19 protein-coding genes are annotated in these 19,791 nt (G+C 58.0%); 6 read left to right on the top strand and 13 right to left on the bottom strand.

Annotated elements, in window-relative coordinates; genetic code table 11:
* Window positions 1–94: 94 nt before the first annotated feature.
* From HY868_03980 to HY868_03960, 5 genes are all read right to left on the bottom strand, one after another.
* Window positions 95–559, bottom strand: a complete 465-nt coding sequence (locus HY868_03980) for a hypothetical protein (protein MBI5301273.1) — start codon at window positions 557–559, stop codon at window positions 95–97.
* A gap of 55 nt (window positions 560–614) precedes the next feature.
* Window positions 615–1,115 (bottom strand): NADH-quinone oxidoreductase subunit J, encoded by a 501-nt coding sequence (locus tag HY868_03975; GenBank protein MBI5301272.1) that lies wholly within the window; start codon window positions 1,113–1,115, stop codon window positions 615–617.
* Window positions 1,116–1,130: 15 nt separating this feature from the next.
* Window positions 1,131–2,129, bottom strand: a complete 999-nt coding sequence (gene nuoH, locus HY868_03970) for an NADH-quinone oxidoreductase subunit NuoH (GenBank protein ID MBI5301271.1) — start codon at window positions 2,127–2,129, stop codon at window positions 1,131–1,133.
* A gap of 179 nt (window positions 2,130–2,308) precedes the next feature.
* Window positions 2,309–2,683: an NADH-quinone oxidoreductase subunit A gene (locus HY868_03965; protein ID MBI5301270.1), complete on the bottom strand. Its 375-nt coding sequence runs from the start codon at window positions 2,681–2,683 to the stop codon at window positions 2,309–2,311.
* A 153-nt stretch (window positions 2,684–2,836) separates the two neighbouring features.
* A complete protein-coding gene (locus HY868_03960) occupies window positions 2,837–3,790 on the bottom strand; it encodes an amidohydrolase (protein MBI5301269.1) in 954 nt (317 codons plus the stop codon).
* Window positions 3,791–4,015: 225 nt separating this feature from the next.
* Between HY868_03960 and HY868_03955 the strand changes: the two genes are divergently transcribed.
* The 6 genes from HY868_03955 (at window position 4,016) to HY868_03930 (ending at window position 11,149) form a co-directional block, all read left to right on the top strand.
* Window positions 4,016–4,711 carry a PIG-L family deacetylase gene (locus tag HY868_03955; GenBank protein ID MBI5301268.1) on the top strand — a complete coding sequence of 232 codons (696 nt, stop codon included), beginning with the start codon at window positions 4,016–4,018 and terminating at the stop codon, window positions 4,709–4,711.
* A gap of 98 nt (window positions 4,712–4,809) precedes the next feature.
* Window positions 4,810–6,045: a hypothetical protein gene (locus HY868_03950; protein ID MBI5301267.1), complete on the top strand. Its 1,236-nt coding sequence runs from the start codon at window positions 4,810–4,812 to the stop codon at window positions 6,043–6,045.
* 83 nt (window positions 6,046–6,128) lie between these two features.
* Window positions 6,129–7,676 carry a fused MFS/spermidine synthase gene (locus tag HY868_03945; GenBank protein MBI5301266.1) on the top strand — a complete coding sequence of 516 codons (1,548 nt, stop codon included), beginning with the start codon at window positions 6,129–6,131 and terminating at the stop codon, window positions 7,674–7,676.
* The gene (locus HY868_03940; protein ID MBI5301265.1) at window positions 7,673–8,221 is read left to right on the top strand and encodes a YdcF family protein; all 549 of its coding nucleotides are present in this window, start codon (window positions 7,673–7,675) and stop codon (window positions 8,219–8,221) included. The genes HY868_03945 and HY868_03940 overlap by 4 nt, the downstream gene beginning before the upstream one ends.
* A 159-nt stretch (window positions 8,222–8,380) precedes the next feature.
* Entirely contained in the window at window positions 8,381–10,060 is a 1,680-nt protein-coding gene (locus tag HY868_03935; protein MBI5301264.1) for a beta-galactosidase, read from the top strand.
* Between the two features lie 3 nt (window positions 10,061–10,063).
* A complete protein-coding gene (locus HY868_03930; protein MBI5301263.1) occupies window positions 10,064–11,149 on the top strand; it encodes an AI-2E family transporter in 1,086 nt (361 codons plus the stop codon).
* A gap of 64 nt (window positions 11,150–11,213) precedes the next feature.
* Here HY868_03930 and HY868_03925 read toward each other — a convergent pair whose 3' ends face one another.
* The 8 genes from HY868_03925 to HY868_03890 form a co-directional block, all read right to left on the bottom strand.
* On the bottom strand, window positions 11,214–12,032 hold the full coding sequence (locus HY868_03925; protein ID MBI5301262.1) for an EF2563 family selenium-dependent molybdenum hydroxylase system protein: 819 nt from the start codon (window positions 12,030–12,032) through the stop codon (window positions 11,214–11,216).
* Window positions 12,033–12,087: 55 nt separating this feature from the next.
* Window positions 12,088–13,446 carry a putative aminohydrolase SsnA gene (gene ssnA / locus HY868_03920; protein MBI5301261.1) on the bottom strand — a complete coding sequence of 453 codons (1,359 nt, stop codon included), beginning with the start codon at window positions 13,444–13,446 and terminating at the stop codon, window positions 12,088–12,090.
* 255 nt (window positions 13,447–13,701) lie between these two features.
* The gene (locus HY868_03915) at window positions 13,702–14,325 is read right to left on the bottom strand and encodes a transposase (GenBank protein ID MBI5301260.1); all 624 of its coding nucleotides are present in this window, start codon (window positions 14,323–14,325) and stop codon (window positions 13,702–13,704) included.
* A gap of 502 nt (window positions 14,326–14,827) precedes the next feature.
* A complete protein-coding gene (cobU, locus tag HY868_03910; protein ID MBI5301259.1) occupies window positions 14,828–15,367 on the bottom strand; it encodes a bifunctional adenosylcobinamide kinase/adenosylcobinamide-phosphate guanylyltransferase in 540 nt (179 codons plus the stop codon).
* A gap of 1 nt (window position 15,368) precedes the next feature.
* Entirely contained in the window at window positions 15,369–16,913 is a 1,545-nt protein-coding gene (locus tag HY868_03905) for a cobyric acid synthase (GenBank protein ID MBI5301258.1), read from the bottom strand.
* An 89-nt stretch (window positions 16,914–17,002) separates the two neighbouring features.
* On the bottom strand, window positions 17,003–17,617 hold the full coding sequence (locus HY868_03900) for a histidine phosphatase family protein (protein MBI5301257.1): 615 nt from the start codon (window positions 17,615–17,617) through the stop codon (window positions 17,003–17,005).
* 33 nt (window positions 17,618–17,650) lie between these two features.
* Complete coding sequence (locus tag HY868_03895) at window positions 17,651–18,727, bottom strand: histidinol-phosphate aminotransferase family protein (GenBank protein ID MBI5301256.1); 1,077 nt, start codon at window positions 18,725–18,727, stop codon at window positions 17,651–17,653.
* Window positions 18,728–18,735: 8 nt separating this feature from the next.
* Window positions 18,736–19,662 carry a cobalamin biosynthesis protein gene (locus HY868_03890; protein MBI5301255.1) on the bottom strand — a complete coding sequence of 309 codons (927 nt, stop codon included), beginning with the start codon at window positions 19,660–19,662 and terminating at the stop codon, window positions 18,736–18,738.
* Window positions 19,663–19,791 lie beyond the last annotated feature (129 nt).

Below are 19,791 nucleotides of genomic sequence, written 5' to 3'. Positions count from 1 at the left end.
ATTCAACTCGAGTGGGAGTCGCTCGCGCGCTGTCATAAAATATGCCACGGTATTGTCAGGATGTCCAATTTGAGTTCATTGAACGTCCGTGTATTCACCGTTTAGAAACTACCGAAGGATTTATGCCGAGCTGTACTAGTCGTGTTTGGGTATTGGAGGAAAAGCTCTGATTCGGTATTTCTCGATATTCGTTTGTTGATCCGATAAATACTAGCGCATCGCCGCTTGGTGACCAGACCGCTTTATGGTATCCATTCCCATCATCAGGAGTTACTCTGACATTTTGAACAACAGTGAATATCTCGCGTTGAACAGGAAGTAACGGTTTGCCGCCAGTACGATGAGTCGCACAGTCGAATAAATCGTTTTTTGCTAAAGCGAGACCGATTATCTCTGCTCTTGAGTGGATGCCTCTATGTTTCTGAGCGGCAGGTTCGTTGAGCGTTTCGCTGCCCCCAAAACGACCTGGTTGATCCACTACCCCAACAACAATGCCCGCGCCAATCAATGCCACAAATGTTGAGATGACCAGAATTCTGATTGGACGCAGCACCTGCATCTCCAGTCTCCGTTCCAGTTCAGATCATTGATCTGCTAAATCGTCAAATTCGCTATCACTCTCTCGCGATCACAAACGCGCCGATGAGCGCGGCGAGCAGTAACAACGACACCGCTTCGAATGGAAGAACGTACGTCGTCACAAGTTCCGTACCCAGTTTCGCGATCAAGTCGCCTTGGAGCGCGGCTTGCGCGATGGGCCACTTGACCGTCAGCGTCACCGCCGCGAGCGCGATGAACACCAGCGTCGCGATGCCGCCGGCGGCAAGCCATTGCGAATTTTGCGGCGAGGTCGTGTCCTTCATCAGTCCGCGCGTCAACATGATCGAAAACAGGATGAGCACCGAAATCGCGCCGACGTAGACGAGCACTTGGACAATCGCGACAAACTCGGCTTCGAGCACGAAATAAATTCCCGCGACGCCAAAGAATGAAACGATCAAACCCAGCGCGGCGCGCACCAAGTTACGCGCGCTCACCGCAAGAAAACCGCCGACGAGCGTGACTGCCGCGAGAATGAAAAAGACTGCGTTCGTAAGAAATAAATCAGCCGTCATCGTGATTCCTTCAACTCAAAATCCGATTCCGTTGTAAACACTGAGAAGAACACTCGCGAGCAACAGGTTCACGAGCGCGATCGGCACGAGCACCTTCCACGCGAATTTCATCAATTGATCTACGCGGAAACGCGGCAAGGTCATCCGAATCCACATGCCGAGCCAGACCAGTGCGTACGTCTTGACGATGAACCAGAGCCAGGGTGGCAGGAACGGACCTTGCCAACCACCGAGGAACAAGGTCGCGCCCAACATGCACACGATGAAAAAGTTGAAATACTCGGCGAGGTAGAACAAGCCCCACTTCATCCCGCTGTACTCGGTGAAAAAGCCGGCGACGATTTCCGATTCGCCTTCGATCAAGTCGAAGGGCGAGCGATTCACTTCGGCGAGCGCACAGATGTAGAACAGGACGAACGCGATCGGTCCGACCGGGAATGCGAGGATGAACCATTGGAAACCGAATAAACCGCTTTGCGCTTCGACAATCTTGTTGAGCGACATCGAACCGGCGAGGAGGATAATCGTAACGACCGTGAGCACTTGGGGGATTTCGTAACTGACCACTTGCGCGACGCCGCGCATTCCGCCGAGGAGCGAGTACTTGTTGTTCGAGCCATAGCCCGCCATGAAAATACCGATAACGCCAATCGAGCCGACGGCGAGCATGAACAACAGACCGATGTTGATGTCAACCGGTGTCATGCCTTTACCGTATGGCACCACCGCGAGCGCGAGCACCGCCGGCGCCATCGCGACCATCGGCGCGAGCGTGTGTACCAACCGGTCGGCATTCGCCGGCACGATGTCTTCCTTGATGAGCATTTTAATCGTGTCGGCAATTGGCTGCAGCAGACCGAACGGACCAACACGATTTGGACCAACGCGGTCTTGCAAGCGCGCGGCGTTCTTGCGTTCGAGCCAAATCATGATGAGCACCATCAGCACCATGAATAGCAGAGCGGCGGTTGCGACGAGCAAGCCCATGATCGCGGCGACGAGCGCGCTCGCCACATCGGCGGGCAGGGCGCCTTTGAGCCAACCATTCAACAGCCCGTTGAGCCAATCGTAAATGAGAACGAAAAGATTGTTGATGAAATCCATAGTTTATCCTGTAGTCGTCTAGCCGCGTCGTCACCTCGCCAATAGTCGAAAGACGAGCCGACTATTCGCCGAGGAGACTATTAGACTAACTAGACCCATTCGAGCAGATTCTTGCGCCACGCGTACGCGAGCGCGAGGACGAGGATGCCCAAAAAGACGACCATCTCGACCAACGCAAATGTGCCCAGCGCGTTGTACGCCACCGCCCACGGGTAGAGGAACACAACTTCGATATCGAAGACGACAAAGATCAGCGCAAAGAGATAGTACTGGACGCGGAATTGCACCCAGACATTCTGCGCCTCTTCAGGAAAATCTTCGAATTCGAGACCACATTCGTACGTGGCAGATTTGGACTTGTTGGGCTTTTTGGGACGAACGACCCACGCCATTAAAAGGGGAATAACGGGGAAAATCAATGCCATGACGGCAAAGATGCCGACCATGCCGTAACGGTCTAGCACTGCGCTACTCCTTCGTAGATGAGGATTTCGTGTCAAACAAGTTCATTATATCACAGTGATTTTGTTTTGACAAACTTTTGCGCGTGCGGGATTTCGTAAGGGCAAGGCATTGGCTCAATCGCTTGTCGGTAAGAATCCATAATCAAGCCCGCGTCACTTTACATCAGTGGCGCGATTTTGCAAATGCCTTGCCCCGACCACGCGCATCGCGTTTTCGCCGAGAATGTTGCGGAGGTCATCGTCGCTCAATCCCGCCGCGCGGATGTCGTTCAAAAACAGGTCCATGCTCGGCTCGCGCTGACGTTTCGGGTACAGCAGCAACGGGAAATCACTGCCGAATAAAATCTTGTCGCTGCCGACGATGTTCGTCACCGCGCGAAAAATTCCGATGTCGTACAGCAGAGGCGACGCGGCGGAATCGTAGAACACATTGCGCGCGATCTTGCGTACCTCGCGCATCAACTCGTAGAACGGAAACCCGCCGCCCCAATGCGCGAGCACGATTCGCAAATCGGGAAACGCTTTGACGAACGCGTAGATTTCGGCGGGTGCAAGTTTGCCCTTGCCTGGGTACACATGTCCAACCGGCTCGTTCGTGTGCAGCATCAACGGCAGACCCAGGTCGGACAATTCGCGCGCGAGGTTCATCAGCCCAGGATCGTCGAGTCGAAAGCCCTGCCCGTCCGCGTTCAGCTCGCCAACGCCAACCACACCACCTTCAACACACCGATGTAATTCACGGATCGCATCCGCGCCCGCATTCGGTTGCACGGTCGCAAGCACGGACACGCGATCGGGATATTGTCGCGCGATGTCCATCAGCCACGAATTTTGCTCGACGCAAATTTCATTCGCTTGCCAGCACCACCCGGCGACGACCGCGCGATCCACTCCTGCCGCGTCCATCGCCGCGATCAATTCGTCCGCGCCAACCATCCGCGCGACCGCGCCGCTGTACAGCGCGCCAAAGAACGCGTCGCGCGCGGCGTACCGCTCGCGCTGTGCGATCACCTCCGGCGAAAAAAGATGTGTGTGCGAATCAATAATCACAAGCGCATTATAATCATTTTCCCGCGAAACGGAATTTCCCGTAACGCAAGATGGAATCTTGCGCCACAGTTGACCGGATTCTTGTGGGGCAAGATTCTATCTTGCCCATTGCGACTCCGTTGACCGGATTCTTGTGGGGCAAGATTCTATCTTGCCCATTGCGACTCCGTTGACCGGATTCTTGTGGGGCAAGATTCTATCTTGCCCATTGCGACTCAGTTGACCGGAATGCCCAAGGCGAGTACACTACAACCCGCATAATTTTTCTTCGAGGTCAATCGCATGGAAAACGAACCCCAACGTGTTTTGGTTGTGCTCGCGCATCCCGATGATCCAGAATTTTTCTGCGGCGCAACATTGGCAAAGTGGGCAAGGCAAGGTCGGGTCATTCGCTACCTCTTGCTGACGTGCGGCGACAAAGGGAGCGACAATCCCGACATGACGCCGGAAGATTTGTGCATAGATCGGCAAGGCGAGCAACGCGCCGCCGCGCGCGTCATCGGCGCGCAGGATGTCGTGTTTCTCGATTATCACGACGGCGAACTGTTCAACACACTCGACGTGCGCCGCGCCATCGTGCGCGAGATTCGACGATTCAAGCCGCACGTCGTCGTCACCGGGGATCCGCTCTCGTACATTCGCCCGAACGGCATCAACCATCCCGATCATCGCGCCGCCGGCGCGGCAACGCTCGACGCCGTGTTTCCCGCCGCGGGCAATCGGATGTACTTTCCCGAATTGTTGGGCGAAGGACTCGAACCGCACGCGCCAAAAGAAGTGTGGCTGTGCGTGACCCAGGAACCGAATCTGTGGGTCGCGGTCAACGACACGTTCGACATCAAACTCGCCGCGTTGCGCGAACATCGCAGTCAAATCAAAGATTTCGCCGCGCTGGAGAAACGCTTGCGCGACCGTATGCGCCGCGCTGATTTCGATGGCGAGTTTTACGCGGAAAGTTTTCGCGTGATCAAGTTTTGAAATGACCGCCGACCGCCGATTGGTCGGCGGTCAAACCCGCGCACTAGTACGCAATACGAAATACGCATCACTTTTTCCGTATCCCGACGGAGTATCTCATGCCCACTCGACTCGCGTACCTCGACGATCCACTCACACTCGAATTCACCGCGCACATCACCGGCAAAACGGTTTTGCCCGATGGTCGCCGCGCGGTGGTACTCGACGCGACGTACTTTTATCCGACCGGCGGCGGACAGGAACACGACACGGGAACCCTCGGCGATGCGCGCGTGACCGATGTCGTGACGAACGACGCGGGCGATGTTCTGCACATCGTTGATCGCGAGGTAAATGGCGACGCGTTGCCCGCGCGGATTGATCGCGCGCGGCGATTCGCATTTATACAACACCATTCGGGTCAACATCTCTTGTCGCAAGCATTCGAGCATGAACTCGACCTCGAAACCGTCGCGGTCAACATCAACATTGATTCGGCTTCGACGCTCGACTTGAACACGAACGCGATCAGCGCAGAGAATCTCGCGCGCGTCGAAAATTTTGCGAACGTGATCATTTACCAAGACCGCGCGATCAAATCGTACTGGGTCAGCGAAGCGAATATCACGTCCGTGCCGTTGCGCCGTCCGCCCAAGGTGACCGGGCAAATCCGAATCGTCGAGATTGACCAACTCGATTACTCCGCGTGCGGCGGCACGCATTGCCCGCGCACCGGAATGATCGGTGTACTCAAGATTCTCAAGACCGAGCGACGAAACGACAAGACGCGCATTTATTTCGCGGCAGGCACGCGCGCGCTTGAATTTTTCCAACAGTACCAAACCATCGTCACCCAGGTCGGTCTCTCGTTCAGCACCGGACCCGAAGGCATCGTCGCCGCGCTCGAACGCCAACGCGACGAGTTGCGCGCCGCCCAAACCGCGCTCGCCCAATTCGAAGAAGCACGCCTGCACAATCACACGCGCGAATTGATCGCGCACGCCGAATCGCTCGACGCGCTCAATCTCATCGTGGCGGACGAAGGCGAACGCGCGGCGCAAGCCGTGCGCGCGATCGCTAGTGCGCTGCAAAACGAACCGGGCATCGTCGCCGTGCTCGTCACGCGCGCGGGCGGCAAACTCGGTGTCGCCGTCGCGTGCGCGGCGGACACCGGCGTGAACGCGAACGCGCTGATTCGCGCGTTGCTCGCGGACATTGCTGGGCGCGGCGGCGGCGATGCGAAACTCGCGCAGGGCGGCGGCGCGGCAAGCGAGGAACAAATTCGCGCGTTGCTCGCGAGCGTGAAAACGCGCGTAGCGGAATTGCGGCAGCGTCCAGACCTTCCAGGTTTCTAAAACCTGGAAGGTCTGGACGCGATTTCGTGTATAATGTGGATCGTATTGCGTATCGGACAAATTCAATTCACAGGAGTCGTACTATGTCTAGTGCTACGTCATCCCCCGCCAAGCGCAACCTGTGGCTGTGGCAACCGAACTTGATCGTTTTCGTTTCGAGCGCGTGCATCATGGTGATCGAACTGGTCGCCGGGCGCATGATCGCACCGCACGTTGGCTCGTCGCTCTACACGTGGACGAGTGTGATCGGCGTGGTGCTCGCGGGGATCAGTCTCGGCAATTACATCGGCGGCATGCTCGCGGACAAGTGGGGTTCGCTCAGGTTGCTCGGCATCGTTTACTTTGCGTCGGCGCTCACATCGCTCGGCATCCTCGCGATGGATCGCCTCGATCCGATCACACCGCTCGATATTCCGATCGTCGCGGAAATCGTTCTGCTGACCGGCGCGTTGTTCCTCGTGCCATGCACGATCCTGGGAATGATTTCGCCCATCGTCGCGAAACTCGCGGTGAGCGATCTCGCGAAAACGGGAAGCACGGTGGGGATGATATACGCCGCCGGCGCGGCAGGGAGTATCGTCGGCACTTTCCTCACCGGCTTTGTGCTGATTTCGTGGTTCGGCACGTACGCGATTGTGTGGGGCGTCGCCGGAATCTTGTTCGTGATGGGCTTGCTCTTTTTGCTCGCGGGACGTTGGCAAGCGATGTTGCTTTCCGCGTTGATCGTCGCGGGCGCGTCCACGTACGCGTCGAACGACGGCTGGCTCAAAGGTCCGTGCGTCGTCGAGACGAATTATTTTTGCATCAAACTGTACGACATCGAAGAGCAAGGACACCCAGTTCGCCAGCTCGTGCTCGACCACCTCGTACACAGTTTCGTGCAATTGGATGATCCCAAGCATCTAGTCTACGGTTATGAAAAAATCTACGCCGAGGTGGCGCAGTCCCGCAAAGCGTACGATCCGCAGTTGAGTGTGTTGATGATTGGCGGCGGCGGCTATACATTCGCAAGGTACATGGACGCCGAATATCCTGGGAGTGAGATGCACGTCGTCGAGATTGACCCGGGCGTGACCCAGGTTGCGTACGATCGGCTCGCGCTTAACCGCGAAGCCAAGATCGTGACGTTCAACGAAGATGCGCGCTTGTTTTTTACGCGCCCACCCAATCGCAAATACGATTTGATCCTGGGCGACGCGTTCAATCACTATTCCGTGCCGTACCATCTGACGACGAAAGAGTTCAACGACCGCGTCCGCGCGTGGCTGGCGGACGACGGTATGTACGTCGTCAACATCATTGACGGCGCGCGCGGCGAGTTTGTGCGCGCGTACTATTACACGCTGACCAAGACCTTCAAGTACGTTTATCTCGCCGAAGGCAATCCCGATTGGCGACATGCCTCGCGCAGTTTCTTTGTCCTGGTCGGCGCCGACAAGGAACTCGACCTGAATGCCGTCGCGCAATTCGATGGCGGCGATGGCGATGCGTTATTCGCGCGCACGCTCGCCAGCGACGAACGCATTCGGACGATGCTCAACGAAGCGCCACTCATCACGCTCACCGATGATTACGTACCGGTGGACCAAATGCTCGCGTCCGTGCACAGCGGCGACGTGCCGAATCAATGATCGCGGCACGCTGGCGCATCCCCGACGCGCCGCCCACGCGACCCGATTGTTTCATCATTCCATCGTACGCGTTGCGCGATCGCACCCGCCCCACCCGCCCGACCATCGCGCAAATCGAGTTAGCGATCGCGTGGTGGCAGAAATTTCCGCACGCGAAACTCATCATGTGCACCGGCGACAATCAGCGCCTCGGCGTCACGAACGCGGCGGTGATGATCGCTTACGCCGCACAGCGGGGCGTGCCGCGCGCGAATCTCATCGGCGAAGATCGTTCGATCAACACTTGGGAAAATCTGCGGTTCGCGCACGACATTATCGAACGCGAAAACCTGGGTCAGCCGACGCTCGTCACACTCGACCTCTACACGCGGCGCGCGGTCGCAACTGCGCGCAAGATGGGCTGGCGCAATTTTCACTGGCTCTCCGTCATCGCCTCGGGCGAACCGGCGTACGGCTGGAAGGCGGTTCAAACGCACTCGCGCTTGACGATTTTTTGTTACGAGTTTGGCGCGTACGTGTACAGCAAAATTGTTGGTTGGGTTTGACGTAGGGGCGAGGCATTTGCATAACCGCCCATCTTCAAGCAACGCACCTGCAAAACGAGTCGCGTGAATTGGAGAATCTTGATTGGGCAAATGCCTCGCTCTTACTTTTTTGACGCGCGCCACGCCTTGTGTTAAGATGAAATCAAAGGAGTCCAAACCTTGAGATTTCGAGATCGCCTCTTTCGATTTTTCCTCGCGCTGATTGTGCTCGCCTCGCTCGTCGGTTTGTCGTGGAGCGTTGCCACGTGGGTCCAGTCGCATAACCCCGGTCCGGCGATTGTGCCCGCGCGCGTCATTCCCGACACCGACGTGAATCCGTATGGCGCGAATTTTTTCCTCGACCGCGAAGTGGAAGAATGGAAACGCGATCGCACGGTGCGGATGGCGCGCGAAGCCGGCATCGTGTGGGCAAAGCAAGAATTTTCCTGGGAAGAAATCGAGAAACGCAAAAATAGTTTCGATTGGGACAAGTCGGATCAAATCGTCGCGACGTTTGAAAAGTACGGCGTCCAAATCATCGCGCGTTTGGATCGTCCCCCGGCATGGGCGCGCAAAGACAAGAACCTGCCGCAATCACCGCCGGACAATTTCAACGATTACGGCGATTTTGTGGACGCGTTCGTCCGGCGTTATTTGGGACGTATCCACTTTATCCAAATTTGGAACGAGCCGAATATTTTTCCGGAATGGGGCAATCGCCCGGTGGACCCGGCAGGTTACGCCGCCTTGTTGGAAATCGCGTACCAACGCGCCAAAGCCGCCGACCCCAGCATCCGCGTACTGTCCGCGCCGCTCGCGATCACGCTCGGCGAGGGCTGGGACGCCACGTCCGATCAGTGGCGGCACATGAATGACCTCGATTATCTCACCGCACTGTACCAAGCCGGCGCGAAAGACTATTTCGACATTCTCTCCGCAAACGCGTTCGGCTTGCGCGCGTCGCCCGACGATCCGCCCGATCCGAACAAACTCAACTTTCAACGCGTCGCGCTCGCGCGGCAAATCATGGAGCAGAATAACGACGCGCACAAAGCGATATGGATCAACGAGTACGGTTGGAACGCGTCGCCGCCGGATTTCAAGAATGACCAACTCGTCTGGGGACGTGTCACCGAGCAACAACAAGCCGAGTACACGTTGCGCGGCATCAGCGACGCGCGCGCGAAATGGGCTTGGCTGGGCGTCGTCAACATTTGGTATTTTCGCCAGGTCGGCGACATGACGCCGGATCGTTCCGATTATTATTTTCGAATGGTGGACGTGGACTTTACGCCGCGCCTGGTGTATTATCGGTTGAAAGACCTGGCTTCGCCCGCGGCGGTCGCGCAACCCGGTTGTTATCAAGAGACGAATCCCGCCATCGAGTACAGCGGCGTGTGGCAACCGTACTTGACCCCGCGCGCAAACCTGGGACGCGAACTCGTGACGCGCCAGCCCGGCGCGCGCGCAACGATTCGGTTCTGGGGCGACGGCATCGAACTAGTGATGCGCCGCGGACCGACCGAAGGACGCGCGTGGGTGACGCTCGACGGACAGCGCGTGCCCAACCTGCCGCTCGACACGAATGGGAACAGCTACATTGATTTGTCCGCGCCGAACGATCAAGCCCAGGTTCATTTGCCGATTGCGAAAAATCTATTACGCGGTTCGCACAAACTCGAAGTAGTTGCCGGACAAGGGGGCGAAATCGCGCTCGATGGTTTTCAAGTGCAAGCAGATGGGACAAACGATTTGCCCTGGGCTTTGTTGGGCGGATTCGGCGCTACGTTCGTGCTGGCTGTAACGTTGTTCATCGGGAGTCTCGTGCGCGCGCGCCGCGGCTTTTCACCGAGAAAGTAATTCGTGGAACGCAATCAACTCATCAACATCGTGCTCGTGCTCATCATCATCCTCATCACGCTCATCGTCGCGCAAATGGTGTGGCATCTCTTGAGCGACTATGCCGACGTATTGTTGTTGTTCCTGCTCGGTTGGCTCGTGTCGTTCATCCTCAACCCGATTGTCTCGTGGCTCGGCGAGAATTCCTCCTTTCGCCTGCCGCGCGCGGCATCCATCGCGATCATTTATCTCGCGTTCGCCCTCATCATTGTGATTGGCATTGCATTGCTCGCGCCGATCGCGATTCAACAATTGTCGGATATCGCGCGGCGCTTGCCGGCGCTCGCGTCGCAAGCGCCGCCGGCAATGGCGTGGCTCGAAGATCGGCTCGCGCGCATTGGCGCGCCGATCAAAATAGACGAGGCGCTGCGCGCCGCGGTCAATAGTTTGCAAGGGTACGTTACCGCCATCGTGCAAAACGCGCTCGGCATTTTCACTAGTCTGCTCGGCTTTGTCGCGAATTTTTTGTTCGTGTTGATCCTGGGATTTTACTTTACACTGGATGGTCCGCGCTTGCGCGCCGTGATCAGGGATGTCATTCCCTCGGAATATAAAGACGAAGCGAGTTTTTTTGCGCGCAGTGTGGATCGCACGTTCGGCGGATTCATGCGCGGTCAGTTGATTCAATCTATCGCCATCAGCATTGGCACATTGCTGGTCATGACGATCCTGGGATTGAATTTCTCACTCGTCATCAGTTTGTTCGCTGGGCTGTTCATGCTGATTCCCTTGGTCGGTCCGTTCCTCGCGCTCCTGCCGCCGCTCTTTGTCGCGTTGATTCAAGCGCCGAATCTGACCATCTGGGTTTTGGTCGCGCTGTTCATCTATCAATTCGTCATCACGAACGTGATCATGCCGCGGCTGTTGAGCGACTCGCTCGATATGCACCCGCTACTCGTGCTCGCGGCGATTTTTCTGAGTGTCAAGGTCGCCGGATTTTGGGGCGCGTTTTTTGGCATTCCAATTGTCGGCGTGCTCTGGGCAATGTTCCGATTTTTTTTCGAGCGTTGGCAAAGCGCACAAAAAGATTCACGTCCGCTGGCAAAGTGACCGACGACGACGGACCGCCAACCGCCGCAAAAAAACAAACTCCTCGATTTCTCGAAGAGTTTTTTTATTCTGAATTCTGGTTTCCATTCATCCACGTGAGAATCGCTTCGAGCGCGCCGCCGCCAATCGCGCGCGACTTGTCGCTGATCGTAAAACACGTCTCGCGATTTGCGCGCGGGTCCACGTCGCCGATTTTCATGCCCGCGTGAACCGGCAAACTCGCGTGCACGAGTCCGCGCAAGATTCCATCGAACGGCGCACTCACATCGGCACCACTCACGCGCGCGATCACTTCGCCCGTCGCGACGTAATCGCCAATCTCACGCAACGCGATGATGCGCCCATCCACCGGCGCGCGTAGCACGCGTTCCGTGCTCTTGCCGCCGATTTCGCCCGGCGTGCCCGTATTCGCTTCCGCCGCGCGATGCCACCACACGCGTCCCAGGTTGTGCCCGCGACGCGTTTCGACGACCGCGTGACAGTTCACGCCCGGTATAAATCCCGGACCGAGCGCGAGCACCAAGCGCGCGTCCGTGATGCGCGTGCCGGTGTTGCGCTTCGCCATGACCGCATCAATCAACACGCGGGGCGCAAAAAATTCGCACGCGCGCATCTCTGGATCAACCAACACCGGAATCACATCCGCACCCAAAAGTGTGCGCGCGTGTTCGAATGATTCAGCGCGGCGCGCGGTGACGCCCTCAACCGTGATCGCGCCGTCGTACACCGCGCTCGCAAATGCGACCGTGCGGCGGACAACGAGTGGCTGGGCAAGTTCGGTGATAACGACGGGAAATCCAGTCTTGTGTAACCGCCACGCCACGCCGGTGCCGAGGTCGCCGGAACCTTTGATGAGAATGCGGATTTGGGAAAAGAGAGACATGATCGAGATTGGAAATCAGATGTTGGAAATTGGGATTGCCGATCCGACACACCGGCTACATCGTTTGCACGCGCTTCCAAACTTGCGCCGCGCGTTCACGCGCTCGCGCCGCAATCGCTTCTTCGTCGAGCGTGAGCAGTTCGCGGTCTTTCATCAGCAGTTTGCCGGCGCAAATTGTGTGCGTGACATGTCCGCCATCAATGCCAAAAATGAGTTGCCACGGGAAATTGCCAGCAGTCAACGGCGTGAATGGAACATAGTCGAGGAGGATAATGTCCGCGAACGCGCCGACCGACAACTCGCCTACACGCGGCTTCCAAAACACTTGCGCGATGTTTGCATTGTTCGCGTACGCCATTTGCAAAACCTGGTCCGCGCCCATCACACGCGGATCGCGTCGCGTGGCTTTGTGCAAGAGGTACGCGAATTTCATTTCCGCAAAATGATTGTTGGAGAACCCATCGTTGCCCAAGCCGACATTCACGCCGCGCCGCAACATACCCAGGATGTCGGCAACGCCGACCGCGTTGTTCATATTCGAGCGCGGATTGTGCGCGACGTGCGTTTTCGTTTGGCGCAGCAATTCGATTTCGCCGATGTCCGCGTTGACGCAATGCACCGCGATAGATTTCGCGCCAAGCACACCGCGCGCGTGCAAGCGATCTACGACGCGCATTCCGTACTTGCTCAGTGAATCATCCTCGTCCGCAACGTCTTCGCCAACGTGAACGTGAAAGCCGGTGGGCAACCCCTCAACTTCATCGAGACACTTTTCCAATGTTTTGTCAGACACGGTGAACGATGCGTGCAAGCCGAACGAAGCGCCGAGGCGCTGGCGAATGGCGAATGGCGAATGGCGAATTCGTTTGATGAACCGGATATTTTCCTCGATCCCGGCTCTTGCACCCGCGCTGCCATTCCGATCCGTCACTTCGTAGCACAACGATGCGCGCAAGCCGGATTCGAGCACCGCATCCGCAATCGCGTCAAGCGAGCCGTCAATCGCGTTGGGACTGGCGTGATGGTCAATCAGGGTGGTCGTACCATTGCGAATTGCGTCCGCGAGGCAGACGAGCGCGGAGAGTTTGCAATCGTCGAGCGTGAGCGCGCGATCAATCTTCCACCACAGGTTTTCGAGAATCTGCGGAAAATTTCGCGGCTGGTTCGCGGGCGCAGAACCTGGGATCGCCATGCCGCGCGCGAACGCGCCGTAGAAATGCGTGTGCCCAACGATACTGCCGGGCATGATGAGTTTGCCGCGCGCGTCGAGGCGTTCGGCATCCGGGTAATTGGTAAGTAGTAATTTGGTTGTGCCAATGTCTGCGATCTTGTCGCCGCGAACATACACCCCGCCGTTTTCGATGACGCGGTTTTGCGCGCCAAGCATAATGACTGTGCCGTTCGTGATGAGCATAGCCCCCCTCCGCCTGTCATTGATGATTTTGTCCAGACCTAATTTTTGGCTAATTTTTGACCAATGCTGATTTGCGCCTGCCATCGTTCGCGTCATAGTCCGTCTGGCTTTCCAGGATGGCGCAAATAATGCGCACGAGCTTGTTCGCCACATTAGACTTTATCGGAAACAACTTTTACCTCGCGCCAAGACGCAAGGCACGTAAAGAATCATCTTAAAAAACTTGGCGTTCTTGGCGGCTTGGCGAGAGATGTCTTATTCCCGATAATGTCTATTATTCAAAACAAGTTTTTTGGCTTTGCTTTCCGCGACCTTCCTCGCGTAGTACGCCCGAAAGTGTTTGTCGTGCGTGCTGACCGAACGCGCCGCCAAATGCAGTAACTTGCGCGGTTGGCTCGGACCATAATGACGCGAGGTGAGGTGGGCATAGACGGATGTGCCACTTTCGCGAGCAATGGGCGCAATCCCAAGATGCGTCGCGAGTTTGGGGGCTGGAAACGGGTGCATCGCACAGTGCGTGAGTACCAAGATGTGCGCCGCCAGCAAGAGCCCCACGCCCGGAATGGTGACGAGCCAAGTCAGCAAACGATGTGCGGTGGGATGTTGGTCAATCAAGCAATAGATTTCTTGCTCCAGGGCTTTATTGCGCGAGCGAGTTTCGGTGATCATGTGTTCATAGACCTGCTCGGCGAACGCGATGCGGACGACTTGGCGCCGTAACCCGCGCAAGGCGTTCTGCTGTGCGGTCGCTTGCTGAACCAACTGTTCGCGCGTGGTGAGCCAGCCCTGCAATTGTTCGACCAGTTCGCTCGACGGCTGCCAGAGCATCAGTTCGTCGCTGTAGCGACAGGCGTATTCGGCAATTTGCTCACTGTCCACCGCATCCGTTTTAGGACTCGCGGGCGTGAAGGCACGCGGACCCTCAAAGGCGGCTCGATCACTATGGCATATTTTTGAGCCACCAGGTAATAGGCGAGGGCTTCGCCATACACGCCCATCTCTTCCATCACAAAACCGTTTGCTCGAGCGTGCAGTCGTGCTCGTGCAACCATTGGGTCAACTGCCGAAACCCGTCCGCCGAGTTTGGAAACTGGTTGGCTCGGACGAGCAACTTCCACGGCGTCGTACCAAGGGCTGCCATGAAGGTCTCCGCGGCAATGTCGAGACCTACAAAATAACGGGTTGTAGACAATGGAGTCTGATTCGCAATCGGAGCTCGATGCTTAAAGGAGCGTATAGACTTGTTCCATCCGTCTTCGGTCAGTCCACATTATACCTTACTGTAGTCTAATGGAGAAGGCGGTTTGTGCCGACGAAGCAATCCCCCACAAGCGAATTAGGGATTGCTTCGCTTCGATCGCAACGACACTCGTGGATGTTCCTACCCCTTGACCTTCATCGCTAGCCCGGCAACCATAAACAGCGCCTCATCCGCCGCGCGCGCGAGATGTTGATTCGCCCAGCCGAGCAAATCGCGATACGCGCGTCCGAGCGGATACTCCGGCACAACGCCTAGCCCGACCTCGTTCGATACGGCGACGAGCGTGAAATTGCCGGCGCGATACGCTGCGAGCAATGCTTCGATCTCCGCGTTCACGCACGCCTGTTGCTCCTCGAACGTCGCGTGCTCGCCAGCCGCGAGCATCGCGTTCGTGACGAGCAAGGTGATGCAATCGAGCAAGACCACATCCGCGTCCACACGCGCGAGCGCATCGCCAATGTTGCGCGCGGCTTCGATGGTCTGCCAGTGCGCGGGTCGTTCGGTGCGATGATGCGCGATGCGCGTCCGCATCTCGTCGTCGCCCGGCTCGGCAGTCGCGAGATAGGTCACGCGCGCGCCAAGTTGCGGCGCGAGTTCAAGCGCATGGCGCGTCTTGCCGCTCCGCGCGCCGCCGAGAATGAACACGAATCGTTTGTTCATCTCACACTCCCGCGATCTGGCGAATCCGCGTGAAATCAACGTGCTGGCGAACATGCGCGGCAAGGCGATCGTACTCGCGTTCGCGTATATCTTGCATTTCAATTGGACGCGGATCAACGCGGATTGACGCGGATGAATAATCGTCTTGTCCGCGTTCGTCCGCGTTCGTCTGCGTCCCAATTGAGTTTAACCACGCGCGCCGCAAATTCGCGTTGTCGAACAAGCCGTGCAAGTACGTGCCGAAGATTTTTCCGTCCGCGCTCACTGCGCCATCCGCTTCGTCGCACGCATCGTCGCCGCGCTCGATGATTTGCAGAGCCGCGTCGCCGCCAATCGTCTTACCCATGTGAATCTCGTACCCGCGTACCTCTTGGCTCTGCAACTCGCGCCAAAATCCGCGCGTGCCCGTCACGCGCGCGCGGACTTGATGCGTCGCCTTGTCCGGCAAGAAAATCGTTTCGACATCGAGCAAGCCCAACCCTTCGCTCACCTCGCGTTCCGACTCAACGCGGTCGGGATCGCGCACGACGCGACCCAGCATTTGATAGCCGCCGCAGATGCCGACGACCGTCGCGCCGCGATGTGCGTGCGCGCGAATCGCCGCCGCGAAACCGCGCGCGTTCAGCCAATCCAAATCGGCGAGTGTACTTTTGGTGCCCGGCAAAATGATCGCGTGCGGCTCACCCAGGTCTTGCAGCGATGTGATGTAACGCACGCGCACGTTCGCTTCGAGCGCGAGCGGATCGAAATCGTCAAAGTTGGAAATGTGCGGCAAACGAATCACCGCGACATCAATGCCTCCTCTCCCTGCCAGGGAGAGGGCTGGGGTGAGGGTCGAGTCCAACGCAACAGAATCTTCTTCGGCGATTTTGAGATCGCGCAGAAACGGCACGACGCCGACAGTTGGTACGCCGACCCTTGCTTCGAGCCAATCGAGCCCGGGCTTGAGCAACGCAACATCGCCGCGAAACTTGTTGATGAGAATGCCGCGCACGAGCGCGCGTTCATCAGGTTCGAGCAAATCGAGCGTGCCGACGAGCGATGCGAACACGCCGCCGCGATCAATATCGCCGATGAGCAACACGGGCGCATTCGCGTGACGCGCCACGCGCATGTTCACAATGTCGCCCGCTTTGAGGTTCGGCTCGGCGGGACTGCCCGCGCCTTCGATAATGACCAACTCGTACTCAGCGCGCAAACGCGCGAGCGCGTCGGTGACGATCTGCCACAACTCTTGCTTGTCGCGATTGTAATCGCGCGAGTGCAACCGCGCGCGCGGCTTGCCCATCACGACAACCTGGGACAGCGAATCCGCTTCCGGCTTGAGCAGGATCGGATTCATCTCGACCGTCACCGGAATCCCCGCCGCTTCGGCTTGCACCGCTTGCGCGCGACCGATCTCCAGCCCGTCGCGCGTGACGAAAGAATTGAGCGCCATATTCTGCGCCTTGAACGGCGCGACGCGCACGCCTGCTTGTTTGTACATTCGACACAGCGCGGCAACAAGCAAACTTTTGCCGACGTTCGACGCCGTGCCTTGCAACATGAGTAGTCTGGCTGTCACTAAACTCTCCGAGTGACCGCCGACCACCGACCGCCGACCGCAGATGATTCGCGGCGGTCGGCGGTCAGTCGTCAGCGGTCGTTCCCCAAATGCGATGTATCGTTCAACAACTCGACGACCACACCCGCTTCGGTCACACGCACGATGGAAACCGAGCCGCTGTCGGAACACAACTTCCAGTACGCGGACAACTCAATACCGAGCCACGCACAAAAGAGCGCGCGCAAGCCCGCGCCGTGATTGACAATCAACACCGTTTCGTTTACATACCGTGCGGCGATGTCGTTGACCGCACTGACCAACCGCGCTTGCAATTCACGCAACGACTCGACACCCGCTGGCGCATCGTCCACAAAATAACTCGGCATCGTCGCGACGTTGGGGAACCAGCGCGCGTGAACGTCGGCGTACGTCATCCCCTGCAATTCGCCCATGCACGCTTCGCGCAAGCGCGGCTCGACGACAAGTGGCTTGTTCGCGCGCGACGCGATCACCTCTGCCGTGTCGCGCGCACGCCGCAGATCGCTCGTGTAAATCGCGTGAATCGTTTCGCCCGCAAAACGCGCGCCGAGTTGCTCCGCCTGTCGCCAACCGCGCGCGTTGAGCGGCACATCCAGGTGTCCCTGAAAACGTCGCTCGTCGTTCCACGTCGTTTCGCCGTGCCGAACCAAAATCAGTTTCGTCATTTCGAGGATTATGCAGAAATCCTTGCGAAGGTTCTAAACCTTCGCAAGGTTGAGTGATTCCAACGCCGTGATCAAGCGCGTGTTTTCTGCGGGTGTACGCGTCGCGAGGCGCACGAATTCCGGCAAGCCGAATGACGCGCAATCGCGCACGAGGCATCCGCGTTGCGCGAGCGCGGCGCGAAACGCGCGCGCGTCGCCGACCTCGACGAGAAAAAAGTGAACCGCCGATGGTATCACGCGCCAACCGAGCCGCGTGATGCCATCGCGCAATTCTTGCGATGCCGCGCGAATGCGCGCGAGCGTGTCGCGCAGAAACGCGTCGTCTTGCAACACCGCGAGTCCAGCGGCTTGCGCCATCGCGTTGACGCTCCACGGCGCGCGCACCTTGGCAAGCGCGGCAACGATGTCGGGATGCGCGACTGCGTACCCAAGTCGTAACCCAGGGATCGCGTAATGCTTGGTCATCGAACGCATCGCAACCACGTTTGCCCGCTTCGCAATCACGCGTTCTTCGTCTTGCATAAACGCGACAAACGCCTCGTCGAGTACCCACAACGTTTCGTCGGACGCGGCGACGAGCATTTCGATTTGCTCGCGCGTCAAGTACGCGCCGGTCGGATTGTTCGGATTGCAGATGAACGCGAGGCGCGGTTTTTCTTTGGCGACGCGCGCGGCAAGCGCGTTCACATCCAGGCGAAACTCGTCGCGCGCGCGTGCATCAACCTGGACGATGCGCGCGCCCATGATCTGCGCGCCGACGCGATACTCGCCGAACGTGGGACCGACGATGAGCGCGGTGTCCCCTGGACGCAAGTACGCGAGCGCAACGCCGCGAATCGATTCGAGCGAGCCGTTGCCGACGACGATGTGATCGGGCGAAACTCCCAAACGATTTGCAATCGCGTCGCGCAGTTCGCTCGCGTCCGGGTCGGGATGTCGCTCGAACGAAACGCGCGCCAACGCCTCGCGCACGCGCGGCGACACGCCGAACGGATTGACGTTCGACGAAAAATCAATCACCGCACCGAGCGCGTTCCACTCGTCGGCATGAAAGCCGCCGTGCGTTGCGGCGCGGACAGCGTCTAGTTCTGGGCGGGGTTTGATAGACATGGCAGTGATTATTCAGAAAGCAGTAGGCAGTAGGCAGAAAGCAATACGACCCAGGATAACGATGCAATGAACATCACGCACAACGATTGCGAGATCATCCCAGGTACAGTCGCGCGCGTTGCGTCGCCAAGTTGGTAGTGCGCGATTTTTTCGAGTTGCGTATCGAGCGCGCCCGCCATCGCGCTCATCGTCCACCCGGCGTTGGGGCTTTCGGTGCGCGCGTAATCGCGCAGCATCACGCGCCACGCGTTGCGCGCATTCGCACGCGCGATGAACGCGGCGATCACCACGAGCGCGCCGGACACGCGCGCGGGAATCCAGTTGAGCACATCGTCGAGCCGCGCGGCGAACTTGCCCAGATACTCGGTCGCGCCGTGATAACCGATGATCGCGTCGGCGGTATTGACCAAACGATACGCGAGCGCGCCAGGCACGCCGAACAACGCAAAAAACAACAGCGGCGCGACAAAACTATCCGCGATATTTTCGGCGACCGATTCGACCGTCGCCGAAACGACATGCGGCTCGTCGAGTGTGCGCGTATCGCGGCTGACGAGATGCCACGCGACGAGCCGTCGCGCTTCAACCAGGTCGTGCGCGTCGAGCGCGCGTTGCGTATCGCGCGCGGCGCGCATCAAGCCGCGCAACGTGAAGGTCGTCTTCAAAATCATCGCGCTGACAATGACAAAGGCGATGTCGTTCCACGCGTGCAATGCGTTCAAACCAAAATACGCGGGCAACGCGAACAAGAGCGCACCCAGGATGATGAGCAAAACGCCAAAAACAAATTGCGCGAGCGCACCCCGTTGCGGCGAACACTTCTTGCCAAGGTAAAGCCACTGCCCCATCCAACCAGTCGGGTGCAGCGCCGTTGGCGGATCGCCGAGCGCGAGGTCAATTGCGATTGCAAGCAAGAGTATCAGGAGAGCAGTCATTTCAGTGAGACAGTGGGATAGTCAGCAGTCAACAGTATTAGACATTATCGGGAATAAGGCATATCTCGCCAAGCCGCCAAGAACGCAAGTTTTTTCAATATGCTTCTTTGCGTGCTTTGCGTCTTGGCG

This window comes from Chloroflexota bacterium (genome assembly GCA_016219275.1).
Taxonomy (GTDB): Bacteria; Chloroflexota; Anaerolineae; order UBA4142; family UBA4142; genus JACRBM01.
Note: the sequence above shows the minus strand (reverse complement) of the source record. Positions and strands in the feature narration are given on the sequence as shown.